Origin of the sequence: Pectobacterium versatile (assembly GCF_020166435.1) — a bacterium.
Taxonomy (GTDB): Bacteria; Pseudomonadota; Gammaproteobacteria; order Enterobacterales; family Enterobacteriaceae; genus Pectobacterium; species Pectobacterium versatile.
The window spans coordinates 128,608-150,270 of sequence record NZ_JAINZP010000002.1 but is presented as its reverse complement, the minus strand read 5'-3'; the positions used below and the strand labels follow the sequence as shown (position 1 = coordinate 150,270).

At 50.4% G+C, this 21,663-nt stretch carries 18 protein-coding genes and 1 tRNA gene; 13 read left to right on the top strand and 6 right to left on the bottom strand.

Annotated features, from left to right (window positions below):
- Window positions 1-37: 37 nt before the first annotated feature.
- Window positions 38-1,141, bottom strand: coding sequence for a YcbX family protein (locus tag K7X24_RS03545; protein WP_224553029.1), 1,104 nt, complete (start codon window positions 1,139-1,141; stop codon window positions 38-40).
- Window positions 1,142-1,251: 110 nt separating this feature from the next.
- On the opposite strand from K7X24_RS03545, the gene rlmKL reads away from it, so the two are divergent.
- The 7 genes from rlmKL to K7X24_RS03510 all read left to right on the top strand — a co-directional run bounded on the left by rlmKL (window position 1,252) and on the right by K7X24_RS03510 (window position 11,357).
- Window positions 1,252-3,369: a bifunctional 23S rRNA (guanine(2069)-N(7))-methyltransferase RlmK/23S rRNA (guanine(2445)-N(2))-methyltransferase RlmL gene (rlmKL, locus tag K7X24_RS03540; protein WP_224553026.1), complete on the top strand. Its 2,118-nt coding sequence runs from the start codon at window positions 1,252-1,254 to the stop codon at window positions 3,367-3,369.
- Between the two features lie 3 nt (window positions 3,370-3,372).
- Complete coding sequence (locus K7X24_RS03535) at window positions 3,373-5,283, top strand: ABC transporter ATP-binding protein (RefSeq protein ID WP_224553024.1); 1,911 nt, start codon at window positions 3,373-3,375, stop codon at window positions 5,281-5,283.
- A 95-nt stretch (window positions 5,284-5,378) separates the two neighbouring features.
- Complete coding sequence (gene pqiA, locus K7X24_RS03530; RefSeq protein WP_224553022.1) at window positions 5,379-6,686, top strand: membrane integrity-associated transporter subunit PqiA; 1,308 nt, start codon at window positions 5,379-5,381, stop codon at window positions 6,684-6,686.
- On the top strand, window positions 6,646-8,313 hold the full coding sequence (pqiB, locus tag K7X24_RS03525) for an intermembrane transport protein PqiB (RefSeq protein ID WP_411961330.1): 1,668 nt from the start codon (window positions 6,646-6,648) through the stop codon (window positions 8,311-8,313). Before pqiA ends, pqiB begins: the two co-directional genes overlap by 41 nt.
- Entirely contained in the window at window positions 8,313-8,879 is a 567-nt protein-coding gene (gene pqiC / locus K7X24_RS03520) for a membrane integrity-associated transporter subunit PqiC (RefSeq protein ID WP_224553018.1), read from the top strand. The genes pqiB and pqiC overlap by 1 nt, the downstream gene beginning before the upstream one ends.
- Window positions 8,880-9,221: 342 nt before the next feature.
- Window positions 9,222-9,389, top strand: coding sequence for a ribosome modulation factor (rmf, locus tag K7X24_RS03515; RefSeq protein WP_010276992.1), 168 nt, complete (start codon window positions 9,222-9,224; stop codon window positions 9,387-9,389).
- Between the two features lie 408 nt (window positions 9,390-9,797).
- On the top strand, window positions 9,798-11,357 hold the full coding sequence (locus K7X24_RS03510; protein ID WP_224553016.1) for a methyl-accepting chemotaxis protein: 1,560 nt from the start codon (window positions 9,798-9,800) through the stop codon (window positions 11,355-11,357).
- A gap of 76 nt (window positions 11,358-11,433) precedes the next feature.
- Here the strand turns inward: K7X24_RS03510 and K7X24_RS03505 are convergent, their stop codons facing one another.
- Entirely contained in the window at window positions 11,434-12,087 is a 654-nt protein-coding gene (locus K7X24_RS03505; RefSeq protein WP_224553014.1) for a hypothetical protein, read from the bottom strand.
- Between the two features lie 657 nt (window positions 12,088-12,744).
- Window positions 12,745-12,834 (bottom strand) — tRNA-Ser (locus K7X24_RS03500).
- A gap of 278 nt (window positions 12,835-13,112) precedes the next feature.
- Between K7X24_RS03500 and K7X24_RS03495 the strand changes: the two genes are divergently transcribed.
- Window positions 13,113-13,850, top strand: a complete 738-nt coding sequence (locus K7X24_RS03495) for a phosphatase (protein WP_010306818.1) — start codon at window positions 13,113-13,115, stop codon at window positions 13,848-13,850.
- A 77-nt stretch (window positions 13,851-13,927) separates the two neighbouring features.
- Window positions 13,928-14,500 (top strand): molecular chaperone, encoded by a 573-nt coding sequence (locus tag K7X24_RS03490; protein WP_224553011.1) that lies wholly within the window; start codon window positions 13,928-13,930, stop codon window positions 14,498-14,500.
- Between the two features lie 57 nt (window positions 14,501-14,557).
- Here the strand turns inward: K7X24_RS03490 and K7X24_RS03485 are convergent, their stop codons facing one another.
- The 3 genes from K7X24_RS03485 to mdtH form a co-directional block, all read right to left on the bottom strand.
- Window positions 14,558-15,124, bottom strand: a complete 567-nt coding sequence (locus K7X24_RS03485; RefSeq protein ID WP_010306811.1) for a lipoprotein — start codon at window positions 15,122-15,124, stop codon at window positions 14,558-14,560.
- Between the two features lie 199 nt (window positions 15,125-15,323).
- Window positions 15,324-15,971 (bottom strand): glutaredoxin 2, encoded by a 648-nt coding sequence (gene grxB / locus K7X24_RS03480; RefSeq protein ID WP_130633511.1) that lies wholly within the window; start codon window positions 15,969-15,971, stop codon window positions 15,324-15,326.
- 183 nt (window positions 15,972-16,154) lie between these two features.
- Window positions 16,155-17,360 carry a multidrug efflux MFS transporter MdtH gene (mdtH, locus tag K7X24_RS03475; RefSeq protein WP_103860846.1) on the bottom strand — a complete coding sequence of 402 codons (1,206 nt, stop codon included), beginning with the start codon at window positions 17,358-17,360 and terminating at the stop codon, window positions 16,155-16,157.
- A 315-nt stretch (window positions 17,361-17,675) separates the two neighbouring features.
- On the opposite strand from mdtH, the gene rimJ reads away from it, so the two are divergent.
- The 4 genes from rimJ (at window position 17,676) to murJ (ending at window position 21,577) form a co-directional block, all read left to right on the top strand.
- Window positions 17,676-18,260: a ribosomal protein S5-alanine N-acetyltransferase gene (rimJ, locus tag K7X24_RS03470; protein ID WP_039480408.1), complete on the top strand. Its 585-nt coding sequence runs from the start codon at window positions 17,676-17,678 to the stop codon at window positions 18,258-18,260.
- 9 nt (window positions 18,261-18,269) lie between these two features.
- Window positions 18,270-18,905 (top strand): YceH family protein, encoded by a 636-nt coding sequence (locus K7X24_RS03465; RefSeq protein WP_224553009.1) that lies wholly within the window; start codon window positions 18,270-18,272, stop codon window positions 18,903-18,905.
- Between the two features lie 28 nt (window positions 18,906-18,933).
- Window positions 18,934-19,914 carry a Gfo/Idh/MocA family protein gene (locus K7X24_RS03460; protein WP_224553006.1) on the top strand — a complete coding sequence of 327 codons (981 nt, stop codon included), beginning with the start codon at window positions 18,934-18,936 and terminating at the stop codon, window positions 19,912-19,914.
- Between the two features lie 127 nt (window positions 19,915-20,041).
- Window positions 20,042-21,577: a murein biosynthesis integral membrane protein MurJ gene (gene murJ / locus K7X24_RS03455; RefSeq protein WP_103860843.1), complete on the top strand. Its 1,536-nt coding sequence runs from the start codon at window positions 20,042-20,044 to the stop codon at window positions 21,575-21,577.
- Window positions 21,578-21,663: the final 86 nt, after the last annotated feature.

Genomic DNA, 21,663 nt, shown 5'->3' with positions numbered 1-21,663 from the left:
TCATACTTCAAACTGCATGTACGCTATTTTTCTTCGACTATTGCAGATGAACGTCACTCTGCGGAATACAGCTACAGCTAAGAATTTCGCCGTTTTGCCTGATGGCACTTTGCTTCAGTGCGGAAACCTCTCCGCTGACTAACGTCAATTTACAGCAACCGCACAGTCCTGCCCGACAAGAATAGGGGATTCGAATACCCTGTTGTTCCAATTGTTCCAGTAAAATCTGCTGATTGTTCCCTTGTAACGATTTTCCCTGATAGTGGATGGTGACGGCCTGTTCGCTTTTTTCGGGAACCACAAGGTTTTCGACTACCTGACCGGAACCATAAGGACGCGGCGGTTTGGTTGCTAACACTTCCAATGTGTCGCCCACGCGAATGATGCCCGTATTTCTGGCGACCAGATTTTGCCCAAAATCAACGTCGCCGTTCTCGGCAGTGCGGAACGATTGCAGCGTTGCTAGTGGTTCTCCTGACGGATGCTTACGGCCACGTTCGATGCTGACAGTGGTGAAAATGCAGCGGCTACAGGGTTTGACGACGTCAAAAATAACCTCGCCAATCCGAATGGTCTTCCAACTGTCTTCGGCAAAGGCTTCCGCGCCTGTTACGACCAAATTGGGACGGAATTGTTCGATTTTAATGCCGGCGGAACAGCGCTGGCGTAGCGCCTGAAATGAGGCATCATTAATTAACAGAAACGGATAGCCGTCGGCAAATGCTAAAGGAACGTCTGGATAATGCTTCACTCGCCGCGATGGCTCATTGCCCACCCAGCGAAGCTGTACGGCACGCTGAAAATAGTGACTTAACCAGACATTGATGGCTTCAGGGGCGACGAGTGCCGTAAAGTGCGTCCCCCAGACTTCTGTCGGCTGAGGTGTTTCGGTGAAGTCGGCAAAACGTATCGTGGCCGTTTGACCATCCGGCGCAGCAATAAACAGTCCATCGGGTAACAAGGCGGGGGTAAATAGCACCATCTGCGGATACTGGCGGGCAGTAATAAATGTGCCATCCGATTCGGTAATCATGAAGGCACGATCGTTCGCCAAACCGCTGACAGACGCCATTGCGTGGGACAGCTGTAGCCCCCGCATCGATTTTACCGGATGAATATAAAGCCGCGTTACGCCAATCACTGACCTGTTCCTTGCCAAAGTAAAACGGCAACTTTATGACAAGCGTCTCGGATTAGCTATAATGCGCCTCAATTTCTTTTATGAATCTATTTTTTGGTGATAGTGACGACATGAATGCTTTGTTTGCCAGTACGGCGCGGGGATTGGAAGAATTATTAAAAAGCGAACTCGAATCATTGGGTGCGCAGTCCTGTGCGGTTGTGCAGGGCGGTGTCCATTTTGAGGGTGACAATCGCCTGCTGTACCAGAGCCTGCTGTGGAGCCGTCTGGCATCGCGCATTCTGCTGCCGCTGAATGAATTCAAGGTACACAGCGATCTGGATTTGTATCTGGGCGTGCAGGCGATTGACTGGTCAACGATCTTCAGCATCGATAAAACCTTTGCCGTGCATTTTACCGGTACCAATGAAGATATCCGCAACAGCCAGTACGGCGCGTTAAAAGTCAAAGATGCGATTGTGGATAGCTTCACGCGCAAAACCGGACAGCGTCCAGACGTAGCGAAACAGCAGCCGGATATTCGCGTTAACGTCTTTTTACAGCGTGATATGGCCAGCGTTTCGCTGGATTTAAGCGGTGATGGCTTACATCAGCGTGGTTACCGCGATCTGGCCGGACTGGCGCCGCTAAAAGAGAACTTGGCGGCGGCGATTGTGCTGCGCTCCGGCTGGCAGAGCGGCACGCCGCTGGTCGATCCGATGTGTGGTTCCGGTACGTTGCTGATCGAAGCGGCCATGATCGCATCCGATCGCGCGCCCGGCTTGCATCGCACGCACTGGGGATTTAACGCCTGGTTAAAGCACGATGCCGAACTGTGGCGCGAGGTGACGACGGAAGCGCAGCAGCGTGCTAGCCAAGGCTTGCAGACGACGACGTCGCGTTTCTTCGGATCGGATAACGACCGTCGAGTGATCGAGATCGCCAAAGCTAATGCGCGTCGCGCAGGCGTTGCCGAACTCATTTCTTTCGACGTGAGGGATGCCGCACAGCTAAAAAATCCACTGCTGGAAGGCCCGAAAGGCACGGTTGTCAGCAACCCGCCTTACGGTGAGCGTCTGGAAAGTGAACCCGCGCTGATTGCCCTGCATAATATGCTGGGTCGTAAGATGAAAAGCGACTTTGGTGGCTGGCAGCTCTCGCTGTTCAGTGCATCGCCGGAACTGCTGAGCTGCCTGCAACTGCGTGCCGAGCGCCAATTCAAGGCGAAAAACGGCCCGCTGGACTGCGTACAGAAAAATTATCAACTGGCGGAAACGCAGGGTGGGGCTGCGGGGCAAATCGCAGAAGACTTTGCCAACCGTCTACGCAAGAACCTGCGCAAGCTGGAAAAATGGGCGAAGCAGCAGGGGGTTGAGTGCTATCGCATCTATGATGCTGATCTGCCTGAATATAATGTGGCGGTTGACCGCTACGGCAGTTGGGTCGTCGTACAAGAGTATGCGCCGCCGAAAACTATTGATGCGCAAAAGGCTCGTCAGCGCCTGTTTGATGTGATCAACGCGACGCTGAGCGTGCTGGAATTACCGTCGAACCGTTTGGTGCTGAAAACGCGTGAACGTCAGAAAGGTAAAAACCAGTATGAGAAACTGGCTCAGAAAGGTGACTTCCTGCTGATGGAAGAGTTTGGCGCCAAGCTGTGGGTCAACCTGACCGACTACCTCGATACCGGCCTATTCCTCGACCACCGTATCGCCCGCAAAATGCTGGGTGAGATGAGCCGTGGCAAAGATTTTCTTAACCTGTTTGCCTACACCGGCACGGCGAGTGTACATGCCGGACTGGGCGGTGCACGTTCAACGACCACTGTCGATATGTCACGCACCTATCTGGAATGGGCAGAGAAAAACCTGCGGGTGAATGGTCTGACCGGGCGTCAGCATCGTCTGATCCAAGCAGATTGCCTGTCATGGCTACATAACGGGAACGAGCAATTTGATGTGATCTTCATTGACCCGCCGACTTTCTCTAACTCAAAACGAATGGAAGAGTCGTTTGATGTCCAGCGCGATCATCTGGCTCTGATGAAAGATCTCAAACGCCTGCTGCGTCGTGGCGGCACCATCATGTTCTCGAACAATAAACGCGGCTTCCAGATGGATACCGCTGGTCTGACTGCGCTGGGGCTGAACGCCAAAGAAATTACCGCACAGACCCAATCGCAGGATTTTGCCCGTAATCGTCAAATTCATAACTGCTGGCTGCTAACGCATGCCGGTGAGGAAAAGTAACCGATGTCTTTAATCAGTGTTTCAGGTGCGTGGCTGTCGTTCAGCGATGCGCCGCTGTTGGATAACACCGAACTCCATATCGAAGAAAATGAGCGTGTTTGTCTGGTTGGCCGTAACGGCGCGGGTAAATCGACCCTGCTGAAAATTCTGGCCAAAGAGATCCCGCTGGATGATGGTCGTATCACCTATGAACAAGATCTGATTGTCGCGCGCCTGCAACAGGATCCCCCGCGTGATGTTGCTGGTAGCGTCTTTGATTTTGTTGCTGAAGGGGTCGCCGCACAGGCGGATCACCTGAAAAACTATCACGCCATGCTACGTCTGGTAGAAAGCGATCCGAGTGAAAAGAACCTGAATCAACTGGCTAAGTTGCAGGACGTTTTGGAGCATCAGGGCCTATGGCAATTGGAAAGTCGCATTCACGAGGTGCTGGAACAGCTTGGTCTGTCCGCCGATGCGCCGCTGGCTTCGCTTTCCGGTGGCTGGCTGCGTAAAGCTGCACTCGGCAGAGCGCTGGTGAGTTCACCGCGTGTGCTGCTGCTGGATGAACCAACTAACCATCTGGATATTGAGACGATTGACTGGCTGGAAACCTTCCTGAAAACGTTCCAAGGCAGCATTGTCTTTATCTCCCATGACCGCTCGTTTATTCGCAATATGGCGACCCGCATTGTCGACCTCGATCGCGGAAAACTGGTTTCTTGGCCGGGTAACTACGAAAAATATCTGGAAGGGAAAGAAGAAGCATTGCGAGTGGAAGATCTGCAAAATGCAGAGTTCGATCGCAAACTGGCGCAGGAAGAAGTGTGGATCCGTCAGGGCATCAAAGCCCGCCGTACCCGTAATGAAGGACGTGTGCGGGCACTGAAGGCCATGCGCCAGGATCGTGCGCAGCGTCGTGAAGTGATGGGCTCGGCGAAAATGCAGGTTGAAGAAGCTGCTCGCTCTGGCAAGATTGTGTTTGAGCTGGAAGACGTGAGCTACCAGATTGACGATAAGATACTGACCCGTAATTTCTCCGCTCAGGTACAGCGCGGCGACAAGATTGCGCTGGTGGGGCCGAATGGCTGCGGCAAAACCACACTGCTAAAATTAATGCTGGGTGGGTTAGAACCGGTCAGTGGACGCGTGCACTGTGGCACGAAGTTGGAAGTTGCCTATTTCGATCAGCACCGTGCTGAACTCGATCCAGAACGTACGGTGATGGACAACCTGGCAGAAGGCAAGCAGGAAGTGATGGTCAACGGCCGTTCACGTCATGTGCTGGGCTATTTGCAGGACTTCCTGTTCCATCCGAAACGCGCCATGACGCCGGTAAAAGCGCTGTCGGGTGGGGAGCGTAACCGCCTGCTGTTGGCGCGTTTGTTCCTCAAACCCAGTAACCTGTTGATTCTCGATGAACCGACCAACGATCTGGATGTGGAAACGCTGGAATTGCTGGAAGAGTTAATCGAAAGTTATCAAGGAACGGTTCTGCTGGTCAGCCACGACCGTCAGTTCGTTGATAATTCGGTTACCGAATGCTGGATCTTTGAAGGCGAGGGCAAAATTTCTCGCTTTGTCGGCGGGTATTTTGATGCGCAACAGCAGCGTGCAACGGCGACACCACTGCGAACGACGGCTGCATCGGCGGTAACAGCGCCAGCGGCGACGGTGAACACCGCACCGTCCGCTAAACGAAGCACGGGGAAATTAAGTTATAACCAGCAGCGCGAATTAGACCAATTGCCGCTGCGTCTTGAGCAACTGGAGCAGGAAATTGAGTCGCTGCAAGCGCAAATGAATGACGCCAGTTTCTTTAACCGCCCACGCGAAGAGACGCAACAGGTCTTAAGCGCTCTGGCGGAAGCGGAAAGTGCGCTGGAAACTTGTTTCGAACGTTGGGAAGAGCTGGAAGCACAGAAAAACGGCTAATCTACGTGGTTGTATGACGCCATCAATATGGGTGTAATATCCCGTATTGATGGAGTTTTCAGTCAGAAGCTGACGAATTTTGAAGGAGAGAACGTGTGTGTTCCCATCACGATCGGCATGACTGTAATCTTCAACACGAGCATCACCATGATGATTATATGCTTTGCCCGCAGTGCGACCTGCTGGTGGAGTTACCTGAGCTGTTACATGGCCAGAAGGCGACCTGCCCACGCTGTAAAACTGGACTAACCAGCCGCCAGACGGAGCCACGTAAACGGCCAGTTGGCTATGCGGTGAGCGCATTGTTCATGCTACTGCTGGCAAACCTCTTCCCCTTCGTTTCTATGCGCGTAGCGGGCATCACCAGCGAAATTACCCTGATACAGATTCCCAAAGTGATGGTGGCGGAAAACTACGCCAGCGTCGCGACGCTGTTTATGCTCTTTGTTCAACTGGTCCCAGCTTTCAGTATGGCAACTCTCATTTTGCTTTGCCTGCATGCTTCGCTGCCGTTGGCATTGAAAAAAGGCATAGGCAAGATGCTGTTCCACCTTAAAAGTTGGGGTATGGCGGAGATTTTTCTGGCTGGCGTGTTGGTCAGCTTTGTCAAACTCATAGCCTATGGGGACATTGGCATTGGCACCAGTTTTGTGCCTTTTGTCCTGTTCTGTGTGCTACAGTTACTGGCCTTCCAAAGCCTCGATCGCCGCTGGCTGTGGAATGACATTGTATCTCCACCCGCATTGCCTGCCCCACCGGTTTTGGGGAAAAGTGGGTTATCTCAAGGGCTGCGTTCGTGCTCGTGTTGCACTGCTATTCTGCCTGCCAACCAGTTAATCTGCCCACGTTGTCACTCGCATGGGCATGCCCGTAAGAAGCATAGCCTGCAATGGACGCTGGCCCTGCTGATCACTTCAGTAATGTTGTACATCCCCTCAAATCTGATGCCGATTATGATAACCGAAGCGTTCGGCGATCGTATGGGCTCGACGATCATGTCGGGCGTTATCCTGCTATGGGGAATGGGGTCTTATCCTGTCGCACTGGTGATTTTTATCGCCAGTGTCATGGTGCCATCGCTAAAAATGCTGGCGTTAGGCTGGCTTTGCTGGCAGGCCAATCGCAATACCAAGAAAACAGAAGACAGCGAGCGAATGCATGTTATCTATGAGATGGTTGAGTTTGTTGGGCGCTGGTCGATGATTGATGTGTTCGTTATTGCTGTCCTGTCTGCGATGGTGCGCATCGGTCGCCTGATGAGTATTTATCCCGCCGTTGGCGCGGTATTGTTCGCAGCCGTGGTAATTCTTACCATGTTTGCCGCGATGATGTTTGATCCCCGTTTGTTATGGGATCGTCGCGATGATGTTCTTCATAAGGAGTCTTCCGTTGGCGAAAGATAATCATGCCGTTGCGGATGTAGAAACGATTAAACGCTGGTCGCCGGTCTGGATTGTGCCGATTGCCACGGTGCTGATCGGTGCCTGGATACTGTTTTACCATTTCAGCCATCAGGGGCCACAAATTACGCTAATTACCAGCAACGCGGAAGGCATTGAAGCGGGAAAAACCGCAATCAAAAGTCGTAGCGTCGATGTTGGGGTGGTAGAGAGCGTGGTGCTGAGTGATGATCTCCATCAGGTGGAGATCAAAGCACGCCTGCATGACGGCATGGATAAACTGTTAAAGCAGGATTCCGCTTTTTGGGTGGTGAAGCCGCAGATTGGTCGGGAGGGGATTTCTGGTCTGGGTACGCTGTTATCCGGTGCCTATATTGAATTACAGCCCGGTGCCCACAAGGATGATAAACGTGAGTTTACCCTGCTGGATGCGCCGCCGCTGGCCTCGCCAGATGCGAAAGGTATCAGGGTGATACTCGACAGTGAGCAATCCGGGCAGTTGAACGCGGGCGATCCGGTCCTGTTCCGCGGCTATCGTGTAGGTTCGGTGGAAACCAGCGAATTCGAGCCGAAAGCGCGCAAGATGCGCTATCAGCTGTTTATCTCTGCCCCGTATGATGGTCTGGTCACCAGTAATGTCCGCTTCTGGAAAGACACTGGAGTCGCGTTTGATATGTCGGCACAGGGAATGCGTGTCGAAATGGGGTCGCTGACCACGCTGTTCAGCGGTGGTGTCAGCTTTGATGTTCCAGCCGGATGGGAACTGGGTGATGCAGCCAAGACTATGGCGCAGTATCGGCTCTTTGATAGCCAGCGCAGTATTCAGGACTCGCTGTACACCGAATATAAAGAATATTTACTATTCTTCAGCGAATCAATCCGTGGTTTACAGGCGGGAGCGCCAGTTGAATTCCGTGGTATTCGACTGGGGACGGTTGCCGAAGCGCCATTTTTCCCGCGTGATATGAAACAGGATCTGGATGATGATTATCGCATTCCGGTACTGATTCGTATTGAACCCGCTCGGTTTGAGAAGAAGCTTGGCGGTTCGTTCAACTTTGAACAGCATTTAAAACAAGCTCAATCGTTGGGTCTGCGGGCTGCGATGAAATCGGCTAACCTCCTGACGGGAGCGCTCTATATCGATCTCGATTTTTATCCGAAAGAGAAAGTGGATAAAAAGCTGTACGTTCTGGACGGTTACGTGATTCTGCCTACCATTGACGGTGGCCTCTCACAGATTCAGCAGAAGCTGATGGCAGTGCTGGATAAGGTAAACAATTTGCCACTGAATCCGATGGTCAATGAGGCAACGAAGACGCTAATGGAAAGTCAGGTGACGCTGCGTGAAATGCAAAAAACGCTAGCGACGCTGAACAAGCTGACATCCAGCAAAGCGATGCAGGATCTGCCAGAAGATATGCAAAAAACACTGCTTGAACTGAATCGTAGTATGAAAGGCTTCCAGCCCGGTTCACCTGCCTATAACAAGATGGTGGCAGATATGCAGCGGCTGGATCAGGTGCTGCGGGAGCTACAGCCTGTGCTGCGCACCCTGAACGAGAAAAGTAATGCGTTGGTGTTTGAGGCGTCGGGTAGTCAGGATCCTCAGCCGAAGAGGGCAAAATAATGATGAAAGCATGGACACTGGTTCTGGCGCTGGTATTGAGCGCGTGCAGCAGCAGTAATACGCAGAAAACGTACTATCAGCTGCCGACAATCGCGGATACCAATACGACGCAGGCTGCGGTGGCCCAGGGCCATCCGCTATGGATTGAACATGTCAGCGTGGCGGACTATCTCGTCAGTGCAGGGCTGGTCTACCAGACTAACGATGTGCAATACGTTATTGCTAGTAATAATCTGTGGGCCAGCCCGCTGGATCAACAATTACAGCAAACGCTGGTGGTTAATTTGGGGAATAAACTGCCCGGTTGGGTCGTGACCACTCAGCCGCAGGGAAACGAACAGGCTGTACTGAACGTGGCTGTCACGGGCTTTCACGGCCGTTATGATGGCAATGTTATCGTCCGTGGCGAATGGATGCTGACCTATCAGGGAAACGTGACTAAACGTCCCTTCAGCGTGGTACTGCCACAAACGGAAGATGGCTATGATGCGCTGGTAAGAACGCTGGCGCAAGGCTGGCAGTTGGTTTCCCAGTCGATTGCGCAGCAGGCAGGTACGCTTAACTGAGCATTACAGCGGGTTGGCAGTATCCGATCGTTGTTCGAAACCACTATGTTTTTAAAACCAGAATTCTAAAACCAAGTTTCTAAAAACAAAATACCTAAAACAGACTTCTGAAAATGTAATGTTGTAATTGCATTACGTTTTTAGAGGTTTTTTATTTTTTTCAACAGGTTAGATTTTTTCGTTGTTTAGCGGGGAAAATTCCTATTTTGGATCACAAATATGACATTGGTGTGAATTTTTCGCCTTGACCTTTGGCTTAATAATCGGTATTGATATTATGTGGTTGCTTATAAAGTAATCATTGTTTTCTTTCCACCAGATAAATAATGAGGGAAATAAGGCATGAAGAGACAAAAACGCGATCGCCTAGAACGGGCTCATTCACGTGGTTATCAAGCTGGTATTGTCGGTAGACCAAAGGAATTTTGTCCTTATCAATCAATCAATGCCCGATCTTACTGGTTGGGAGGCTGGCGAAAAGCCATGGAGGACAGGGCTGTTACCGCTTAGCGTGCCTTGTCATTAGAGGGAACGCCTCCGCTTTGCGGAGGCTTTTGTGTTTTAGGGGCTAAGTATCCTGATTCTGCTTCTTTCTGCTCAATCGAGACAGAGAGCAATCGACAGGCGTTATCGATAATTTGATCGACAAAAGCAAAAGCCTCGGATGATGAATCGAGGCTTTGGTGCTTCTGTAACGTTATTTACGCATTTATTTCGATTTCGATCATTTATTGCCATTTCTTTAGTCGTTATTGCTCGATTGTGGTTTTATTTTGAGCGAATAAGGCAGTTTTTCATTATTTATTGTTAAAAAATCTATCATTACTACCTGAATGGTATGGCTCAAGGTTGCAATGTAGTGTAATTTTTTCTTCGGAATTTTCTGAAAATCAGCTAGAGATTAGAGAGAAGAATATAGTGAAATTACGAACCAGAATTGCACTGCTATGCGGTACGACCTTGTTAGGAATGCTAATTTTATCTGCGGTAGCGCTGAACACGCTCTATAGCACGATGATGAGTGAACGCACTGGCCAACTCTCTACGCTGGTTGAACTGGCTCATTCGGCGGCACAGAGGGCGTATGAACTGGAGAAAAGTGGCCAGCTGTCGCGCGACGAAGCAGAGAAAGAAGCTAAACGGACGATCGGCAGTTTCCATCAGGGCGATCGCTATTTCTTCGTGCGCGGCTATACGAATGACGTGAACTATGTGCACCCTAATCCTAAGCGTATTGGCATCGTCGATGCGAATGGCGGTAAAGAAGCCGGAGAGCGCTACCGTGCTTCGCTTCAAGGCAATACGATTGGCAAGGTGATCGCGGAAGGGACGCGGCCAGGGCAGCAGAATAAGGTTGAAAAGCTCTATGCTGTGATCAAATTTGAGCCTTGGGACTGGACGATTGGCTATGGTGATTACATTGACGATATTCAGCAGACATTTTGGCATAATGCGCTGATTTTACTGTCTTTAGGCTTGGTTATTTTGTTAATTATTTCCGCATTTGCATGGAATATGTTGCGTACGCTGATGCGCCAGCTTGGCGGTGAGCCGCAATATGCCGTTGATGTTGTGCGTGAAATCGCAGAGGGTAATTTGCGCGTTGACGTTGAAACGAAACCGGACGATCAAACCAGTATTCTTTACGCTATCCGCGTGATGCGCGATAACCTGTCGCATTTGGTCAATCAGGTTCGCAGCAGCACAAACTCCATTGCCACGGCTTCGACGCAGATTGCATCGGGTAACGGTGATTTATCCGCCCGCACCGAATCGCAGTCCAGTGCATTAGAACAGACGGCAGCGGCTATGGAACAGTTGACCGCAACGGTGAAGCAGAATGCAGATAACGCGCGCTATGCAAACGAACTTGCCGTGTCGGCATCTGATGTGGCGGTGCGCGGTGGGGATGTTGTCAGCCGAGTCGTCGTGACGATGGATTCTATCAGTTCATCATCGCGAAAAATTGTTGATATCATTGGCGTTATTGACAGTATTGCCTTCCAGACGAACATTCTGGCGCTGAATGCGGCGGTGGAAGCCGCGCGTGCCGGTGAACAGGGGCGTGGTTTCGCTGTGGTCGCGAGTGAAGTGCGTACGCTGGCGCAGCGTTCGGCATCTGCGGCCAGAGAAATTAAAGGTTTGATCGATGATTCTGTCGCCAAGGTTGGAGAGGGCACGGATTTCGTGAAGCAGGCTGGCGATACAATGAGTGAAGTGGTTGAAAGCGTGCACCGTGTTACGTCCATGATGGGTGAGATCAGTGTCGCGAGTGCAGAACAGCGCTCCGGCATTGAGCAGGTTAATCTTGCGATATCGCAGATGGATCAAAGTACCGAACAGAATGCAGCATTGGTTGAAGAAGCACTGGCCGCTGCGAGATCGCTGAGTGAACAGGCTCAGGATCTGTCACGCACCGTTGAACAGTTCCGCATCGATGAGTCCGCAGACCGCCATCTGGCGCTTGGGGCAAAATAAATTTATGCTTAGGTAAGTTGTAGCAATGTGGCTTAAAATTTTGGTAAGCCACATTGTTAATAGGACTGATATATTATTATTTTTTAAAAATGATCTTGAGTATTTTTTCTATTAATGTTTGGGAAGGTCGACTAAGGTTATCAATTTTCCCGATAATATTTTTTTCCATTTCTTTTGTTTCTTGAGAGGCACGTAAACTATAATATTCGCCAATTTTAAATATTGTTATCGTTAAAGTGACTCCAACTTCTGATGCAACTAAAAATTTAGCAATTCCGCCGCTCGCCTCTATATTGGAATCACCTAAGGTTGCCATTATCATTATTGAATAATAAACGCAATTTAGATAGGTGCTAAATATATCTTTGGCGTAATTATAGAAGCCATTAAATGAACAAAAATCATAATGTACCAATAACTCCATTTCTCTGATTCCTGATATAACCATTTCATCTTTGTCTACTGTTGCAAGAAAAAAATAACATCCAGAATAGAAAACAGCAATGGTAATGAAAAGAAATTTAAGCTCTTTTATTGATATGTCGGGATCATTTACCCGCCTAATAACGTTGAGTAAAATGATAAACATATACACATATAAAATAAGTGAGGCTGAGAGTAATAGTCCACTAAAAATGTCACTTTTTGCATAGGGGAGAAGAAAAGAGATAATAAAAACAAACAGAATGAAAATTAAATTTTTCGAATAAATTTTTTGAACGTTTTCCATAGTTTTCTCGATATTAATTTTAGTTTTTAATGACGTTAACATATATGCAGAAAGCTTTTATACCCTAAATAATTCGAATTGCATGAACGCGGCAACCGCGTGAATCCCCAGGAGCTTACTCAGGTAAGTGACTGGGGTGAGCAAGGATAAATCGGCTAAGCCGACTTGAACGCCGCTTGCGGCAGCCCTTCAGGGCGAGGCTCAGAAATGAGCCGAGTATTGCCAACGTACAAGCAGCTTGAAGTATGACGGGTATATACCCGTCATGCGCTAAGTGCCTATGTGTCGGCTTTGTTACTCAATCCACGCGCAGTGTGGTTCAAAACACTAATGTAGATATTTAAGACAGAGCGTGATTAAGCGTAGTTCAATTAGATGTCAGGGAGCCGTTTTTTTCATGATGTGAAAGTTTGGTTAAGGTGGGCATGGTATGAATAACAATAAAATTTTTGTGTCAGAAAAGATAAAACCATAACGAGGTAGTCATCCGCTCAGTCTGGATTCACTGGGCAGTTGGTACAGGCACAAAAGCTGACTCAATAAACAATGTACTGAATTCCACAAACAAAAAGCCCACCGAAGCGAGCTTTTTATATATTACTTTACGCAGAAAAAAACCAAACAATAACACTTAATTCATTGATTTTATTTAAAATATGGCGGTGAGGAAGGGATTCGAACCCTTGATACGTTTTCACGTATACACACTTTCCAGGCGTGCTCCTTCAGCCTCTCGGACACCTCACCGTGGTCTCGCGGTATGTCATGCCTGCGGACGCCGCTAATGTAGGTAAATTGCCGAACAGCGTCAACAAACTTCTGCATTGAATACGTGCAATTAGCTAAAGTTAACACAATTTGTTGGTTTGTTGAGCGTTTTTGCTCTCGCCTTCACCCACGCCCTGAGATTAAGCTAAAAAGGAATGTTTCATTTGTGTTAATCATGCGCTGTAATTTCGCTCGCTGGCTGCGGAATATCCCTGAAAATGGTATGCTGATTCGCAAACGTTGACCCAGGAGAACCTATGTATCCCGTCGATTTACATATGCACACCGTTGCCAGTACACATGCTTACAGTACCCTGCATGACTACATCGTCGAAGCACAGCAGAAGAATATCCGCCTGTTTGCCATTACCGATCATGGCCCGGATATGGCGGATGCACCGCATTATTGGCACTTTATGAATATGCGCGTCTGGCCGCGTCTGGTTGATGGTGTCGGTATCCTGCGCGGTATCGAAGCGAATATTAAAAACACCGAAGGCGATATCGACTGCACTGGTCCCATGTTGGATCAGGTAGATGTGATAATCGCGGGCTTTCATGAGCCGGTTTTTCCACCACAGGATAAAGACACGCATACTACGGCGATGATCGCGACCATGGCACGCGGCGACGCGCATATCATTAGCCATCCCGGTAACCCGAAATTTCCTGTCGATATCCGCGCGATTGCGGAAGCTGCGGCGAAATACAACGTTGCGCTGGAGCTCAATAACTCCTCTTTCATGCATTCACGCCAAGGCAGTGAGCCAAACTGTCGGGCGATTGCGGAAGCCGTTCGTGACGCGGGTGGGTTACTTTCTTTAGGTTCCGATTCCCATATTGCCTTTTCTCTGGGAGACTTTACCCACTGCGAACGTATTTTGCAGGAAGTGAATTTCCCGCAGGATCGGATATTAAACGTAAGCCCTCGGCGAGTATTGGATTTCCTCGAACAGCGTGGGATGCCAGCTATCGCTGAACTTGCTGATTTGTGACGCTGTCACTTAAAGCGGTGTTACTTAAAGCAATCTCACTTCAACGCATTGTCACTTAAAAATAACTAGGATTATGAATGAACGAGTTTTCTATTGTGTGCCGCCTATTGGGCACGCTGTTTTATCGCCAGCCGCAGGATCCTTTGCTGACGCCTCTATTCACGCTGATTAAAGACGGGAAACTGGCGCAGCACTGGCCGCTAGAGCAGGATGCGTTATTGGCCCGTTTGCAAAAGGGGCTGGATTTGCCCGCAATGGCGGCGGATTATCAGGCGCTGTTCGATAGTGAAAACGGCACGGTTTCACCGCTGCGTTCGTCCTATGAAAGCGATGCTGATGATGCGGAAATTCGTACCTTTTTACAACAGCGCGGCATGCCGTTAAATGACGGCGCGGTTGGTCATTTTGGTAGCTTGTTGCTTGCCGCGTCATGGCTGGAAGATCAGGCACAAGAAGACGAAACGGCGGCACAGATTACCCTGTTTGATGAGTATCTTTTACCGTGGAGCGATCGTTTCCTCGGGAAGGTGGAAAGCCACGCCACCACTGCATTTTATCGCACACTGGCGATAGTGTGCCGCGAAGCGCTGGAAGCCATGCGGGATGAGCTGGGCGAAAGCGAAGACGACGAGTCTGAAGCAGAAGAGTAATACGGTAGACCGACGATGCCGATAGCAAACATTGAGTATGCTATCGGCGAGTCAGCGTTAGTCAGTAAACAGGATAACGATCTGGCCGGGTTTGATTTCGATGCCTTTCGCCATCTTCTTCGCCATCGACTCCGTAGTGCTCTTATCCGCATTCAGTACGTAAGCTGGCTTTTGGTCAAAATAGCTTTTTAGCGATTGATTAAGATACGGGCTTAGCGTTTTCATTACCGTCTGCATTTTTTCCGGCTGTACGGTGTAATCAACCAGTTCCATGTCTTTCAGGTAAATCGCACCCTGCGCTTTATCAAATACCGGCTGTGCTTTAAGCGTAAGCTTCATGTCGGCAGCCTGATTGCCCAACAGGGACGAAATATCGACCTTCGCATTGCCCGTCAGGGTAACTTTCCCCGGTTCTGCCCGACCGATCTGGCTGGATAGCTCGGTCAACACGATATGGGCATCTACCACGCCAGGCACGCCCAGCTGTTTCTGATAATCGTTGTGTTTTTGCAGGTACTCATTCACTTCCTGCTCACTGAGCGTGTATTGCGTGAGTTTATTACAGCCGCTGAGTGTAAAAGCAAGCAGCACTGCGGCCGCTGCCATCCATCCTGATTTTTTCATTATTCTGACCTCTTGGTGCTATTTACGCGCACAATTCATTACTACGGTAGTCTATTCACATGAACGATCTCTGTATGTGAACAATCAACACGATTCTGCACGGGCAGCGTGCGCCTGATGCGCAGGGTAAACAATAGGATAGCACTGAAATGGCGGATAATGCCGCTTCAGAACGAAGCGGCGGAGTGAAACTAAACGGTTAGATTGCCAGACTGCTGAGTAGCGTTACCTGAGTCTGTTTTGCCATGTTATCCCGATAGTCCGCAACGCGGGAAGGCGGCGTAACACCTGCAACGATGGACAGCGAACGTAGCAGTGGGAAGAGGTTGATGTCGTCCGTTGATAACGTACCGTTGCAGGCGTTTGGCTGAACAATCAGCGGATCCAGATCCTGTAAGTCGTTGTTCAATTTCTTAATCAGCCCCTGTGAATGACTCAGATGGTCAGCGAAATTGCCTAGCTGGGCTTCCTTCTTATTGACGAAATAGTGTCGGGCGGAAGCGGAGGCAAATTCTTCAAAGGCCGCCTGAGCAAAGCGGGGGATAATTAGGCGCGGCGTATACTCGGTGACTTTACGCAACCAGGCGGCGATGGCCGGATTAGTTGAGCCAGTCAGCAGCGGTTTGCGGTCGTAATGATCGATGTAATGAACGATGTCCATGCTTTCTGGCATGTAGCTGCCATCGTCTTTTTGCAGAATGGGTACCATTTTCTGGCCGATCAATCTCTCTGGCGTCGCAGCGTCATCATTCGCCAGTATTTGCAGTTCGATAGGGAGATTTTTCAGACCGAAGATCATGCGCGCTTTAACGCAGTAGGGACAGTGATCGTAAATGTAGAGCTTCATACGTCGTCTCCTAATATAACAAGGTATAGACAAAGGCCGTTGTGCGACCCAGCGTGTAACCCATTATCAAACAAGATAAGTCGAGTGTGCGAGAAGGCTCACGACGATAACAATTGTTTGAATGTATTAGGAAAGTATAGAGGGGCTTTACCGACGAGATCAAACTCGTCGGTAAAATTCAGACTAATGACCACCCAGCATCGCGGGTTCAATGCGGCGTTGATTGAACTGCCAATACAGTGCGGCTAACGTCAGGAACCCGATGGTGCCTAGCATGAACCACGGCAGTTCCGGTTGATTCAGCGCGTGTCCGGTATCGAATAACCAGCCGCCGCCGCTGTAACCAATCGCGCCACCGAGCGCCAACCCAAGTCGGCTGAAACCCATATAGCTGCCTCTGGCTCTGGAGTCCGCCAGCGAAGCGCTTAAGGTTTCACGCGCAGGTTCGGCAATAATCGAACCTACGTAAAAGAGGCTGATAAGCAGCAGCAGGGTTTGCAGCTCCGTTGTCATCCCGATCGGGAACATACTGACGGACATAATGAAAAGCCCCGCCATCAGGCGTTGTTCCAGCCGGAAGCGCTTCTCGCTCCAGCGTGCGATAGGGTACAGCAGCGTTAACGACAGCCCCGCTTCAATGGCGTACATCCATTTCACCGCAGACGGCGTTCCGGCGAGCTCGTTGACCATAATGGGCAACATCAACAGAACCTGCACGGCCAACATGTAGTAGCCCGTCAGCGTTAACACATACATCAGGAAACGGCGGTCGCGAATGACACGCGTCAGACCTTCCAGTATTGGCGTCTTGACCGTCGAGATGCGATAGGCCGGCAGCAGCCAGGCATTGAGTGCAGCAGCAAGCACAAAAATGACCGCGCCTGCCCAGCAGACGATCTCGAAATCATACTGAAGCAGCCAGCTACCAATGAGGGCACCGATAACGGCGCCAGCACTGTCCTGCATCATTAACAGAGAGTAAAAACGGCCACGTTCCTGCGGACGAACCAGTTTGATGACCAGCGCGGTACGCGGCGGATCGAATAGCGTGCCGCCAAGACCGGATAGCGCACAAGACAGCCAGAGCAGCCAAGGTTCGTCGGCAATCGCCATGAACACAAAACCGGAGGCACGTAGCAGCATCCCGGTAATAATCATCGGTTTGGCACCAAAACGGTCAGCAATAGCTCCGCCGAAAATACCGAGCCCTTGCTGAATAAACTGGCGCAATCCCAATGCGATACCGACTAATAATGCGGCCCAGCCGAGATCGTCGACAAAACGAATGGAAATAAGGGGGAAGACAACGAAGAATCCCAAAACCACCAGCATATTATCGAGTAATAAAAAATATTTACCCAAGCTCCGAGCTTGCGACATCAGAGGCATGTTTCACCACAACAAAGAAAGGAGGAAAATAACAGACGTGACTATTTTGTACTCTAATTCGACTTTGGTATAGCCTATTGTTGGATAATATTTTTTTATCGATTTAACGTTATCCGAGTAGCATTTCGGCGAGAAAAAATGCCTTTCCTGACTCAACTGCGCAATAACTCGACGACGGGGATTTTACGTCTATGAATTTATGTGGTTATAGTAAGGATTATCGGAAATGCCGATATTTTCTGCTTGTGTGGAATAGTCACTTTTTCAGCGGCGATGAATTTTACTTATCGATAACATGGAGAGGCAGGGGGAAAAATGTTTGGCTACCGTTCAACGCCAGCAAGAGTGCAATTGACAACTGACAGGCTGGTGGTGCGTCTGGCCCATGAACGCGATGCATGGCGTCTGGCCGAATACTATTCTGAAAACCGTGATTTTCTTAAGCCGTGGGAACCCGTGAGAGACGCCAGCCATTGCTATCCATCAGGCTGGCAAGCGCGTTTGAGCGTGATTAACGATATGCATAAACAGGGCAGCGCCTATTACTTCCTTCTGTTGGATCAGAATGAAAACGAAGTATACGGCGTGGCGAATTTCAGCAACGTGCTGCGGGGATCGTTTCACGCCTGCTATCTGGGCTATTCACTCGGTCAAAAATGGCAGGGGCAAGGGCTGATGTATGAAGCGTTGCAACCAGCAATACGTTATATGCAGCGTCAGCAGCATATGCATCGCATCATGGCTAACTATATGCCGCATAACCAGCGTAGTGGGGGGTTACTGACGCGTTTGGGGTTTGAGCGTGAAGGCTATGCGAAGAATTATCTGCTCATTGATGGCAAATGGCAGGATCATGTATTAACCGCGCTGACCAACGCCGAGTGGAAGTCTCCGCGTTAAGGAAAAATGATGAAATACCAATTGGATGCTCGTGAAGCCCGCGTGATTGGTTGCATGCTGGAAAAGCAGATCACCACGCCGGATCAATACCCGATGTCGTTAAACGGCATCACCACGGCCTGTAATCAGAAAACCAACCGCGAACCCGTGATGGAACTGAGCGAAAGCGAGGTCCAGCAAACGCTGGATTTACTCGTGAAGAAGCATTTCCTGCGCACGCTCAGCGGGTTTGGTAATCGAGTAGTGAAGTATGAACATCGTTTTTGTAATTCTGAATTTGGTGACCTGAAGCTCTCGCCTGCGGAAGTGGCGCTGGTGACGACGCTGCTGCTGCGTGGCCCGCAGACGCCGGGCGAGCTGCGTACGCGTGCGGCCCGATTGTATGAATTTTCAGATGTTGGTGAAGCCGAATCCACCCTTGAACAGTTGCAACAGCGTGAGGATGGGCCGTTTGTCGTCCGGTTGGCGCGTGAAGCAGGGAAACGAGAAAGCCGCTATCAGCATCTTTTCAGCGGCGAGGTCAGTGAGATTGTTGCTCCCGAAGCGGACAACGCAAGTGACAATTCACCGCTAGTCGAGCGTGTTGAGGCGTTAGAAAAAGAGGTTGCTGAACTCAAACGTCAGCTTGCCGCGCTGTTAGCGTAATGAACTGGTATCAGGGAGAAAGCTCGTCATGAAGCCTCAGCTTACGCCTGCGGAAAGCATCGCAGAACATCGTATTTCAGAACATAATATCTCCGCTCGACGTCCCCGTATCGGCGTCGTTGGACTGGGATCCATTGCGCAGAAGGCCTATTTACCGATTCTCAGTCAGGCTGAGGGCTGGGAACTGATCGGCGCGTTTTCTCCCGATTGGCAAAAGACGCAGCGTATTTGTCAGCACTACCGGATGACGAGTTTCTCGGCGCTGGATGCGCTGGCAGCGCAGTGCGATGCGGTCTTCGTCCATAGCAGTACTGCCAGCCATTTTTCCGTTGTGAGCCAACTGCTTAACGCAGGTGTCGATGTCTATGTGGATAAACCGCTGGCAGAGACACTGGAGCAGGCGGAAGCGCTGGTCGAATTGGCGGAGCAACAACAAAAAATTCTGATGGTTGGCTTTAATCGCCGTTTCGCACCGTGCTATCAGCAGCTAAAACAGAGGTTGGAGCAGCCAGCCTCTTTGCGTATGGATAAACACCGTATTAATGGCGTTGGGCCGCAGGATGTCCGTTTTACTCTGCTCGACGATTATCTGCACGTGGTGGATACCGCACTCTGGCTGGCTGGCGGCGATGCTCAACTGATTGATGGTGTGTTGCATGCCAATGCGGACGGCCAATTGCTGTATGCCGAGCACCATTTCCAGAGCGGCGGTTGTCAGGTGACGACGAGCATGCACCGTCATGCGGGAAGCCAGCGGGAATGGGTTCAGGCCGTCACACAGGGTGGGCTATATCAGGTGGATGAGATGCGTGAATGGCGTGAAGATCGCGAAGGAATAATGATCCGTCCGGCCGTACCATCCTGGCAAACCACGCTAGAACAACGCGGATTTGTCGGTGCGGTACAGCATTTCATCACAGCCATTGAACAACGGAAACCAGCGGAAACATCAGGTAACCAGGCATTGCTGTCCCAGCGCATGATTGAACAATTGCTGGGAAAAAGCTGAAAAGTTCGACGGTTATGCCAATGTTCGGTAGCTATTACACGCGCAATGCGTAGACTAGTCGCACCTCGCAATCAGGATGACCTCAACGGGTTAATAATCGGTCCTGAACCGTTCAGAAAATAATCGGATGAATTTACTTAAATCACTGGCTGCCGTCAGTTCTATGACCATGCTATCGCGCGTTTTAGGGTTTGTGCGCGATGCGATCGTCGCCCGTATTTTTGGTGCGGGTATGGCGACGGATGCCTTCTTTGTGGCGTTCAAACTGCCTAACCTGCTCCGACGAATTTTCGCGGAAGGCGCGTTTTCACAGGCTTTTGTGCCGATTCTGGCCGAATACAAAAGTCAGCAGGGCGACGAAGCTACGCGGACGTTCCTCGCTTATGTTTCCGGTATGCTGACGCTGATTCTGGCATTAGTCACCGTGGCGGGAATGATCGCTGCACCCTGGGTCATCATGGTGACCGCTCCCGGTTTTGCCGCGACGCCAGAGCGCTTTGAACTCACTTCGGATCTATTAAGAGTCACGTTTCCCTACATCCTGCTGATCTCACTGACTTCTATGGTGGGGTCGGTGCTAAATACCTGGAACCGTTTCTCGGTGCCTGCGTTTGCACCGACATTGCTTAACGTCAGCATGATTGGTTTCTCGCTGTTTGCCGCCCCGTATTTTAATCCACCGGTGATGGCGCTGGCCTGGGCGGTATTGGTTGGCGGTTTACTGCAACTCGGCTATCAGCTACCGCATCTGAAAAAGATTGGCATGCTGGTACTGCCGCGCCTGAAGTGGCGTGATCCGAGCGTCTGGCGAGTCATGAAGCTGATGGGGCCTGCGGTTCTGGGGGTGTCGGTAAGTCAGATTTCGTTAATCATCAACACCATTTTTGCTTCCTTCCTCAGCGAAGGGGCAGTGTCATGGATGTATTACGCCGACCGCCTGATGGAGTTTCCTTCCGGTGTACTGGGCGTTGCGTTAGGGACGATCCTGCTCCCATCGCTGGCGAAGAGTTTTGCCAGTGGCAATCATGACGAATACTCCCGCCTGATGGATTGGGGGCTCCGCCTGTGTTTCCTATTGGCGCTGCCGAGCGCGGTGGCATTAGGCATTTTGGCTAAGCCCTTAACGGTGTCGCTGTTCCAATACGGCAAATTTAGTGCTTTTGATGCGCTGATGACCCAGCGTGCGCTGATTGCCTACTCGGTCGGGTTGATGGGATTGATTGTTGTCAAAGTACTCGTGCCTGGCTTTTATTCCCGGCAGGATATCAAGACGCCAGTCAAAATAGCGATAGTCACGCTGATCCTGACGCAAGTTATGAACCTGATCTTTATCGGCCCGCTGCAACATGCTGGTCTGGCGTTGTCTATCGGTCTAGCCTCCTGCCTGAATGCCGGACTGCTGTATTGGCAACTGCGTAAGCAGGATATTTTCCAGCCGCTGCCGGGTTGGCGGGGTTTTCTGGTTCGCCTGCTGGCTGCCGTTATTGTGATGTCGCTGGTTTTATTGGGCATGCTGTGGTGGATGCCCGCATGGGATGACGGCAATATGACGATGCGCATTCTGCGTTTGCTGCTGGTCGTGGTCGCAGGGGCGGGTTCCTATTTTGCCACGTTGGCGCTGTTGGGATTCCGTCCTCGGGATTTCGCCCGCCGTAGCGTGTAACAACGTTATTGAATACAACGGTGATAATGGAATAGAAGAGTAAAGCGTTTGCGCCATGGACAAAAACGTCAGGAACGTTTTTGAAC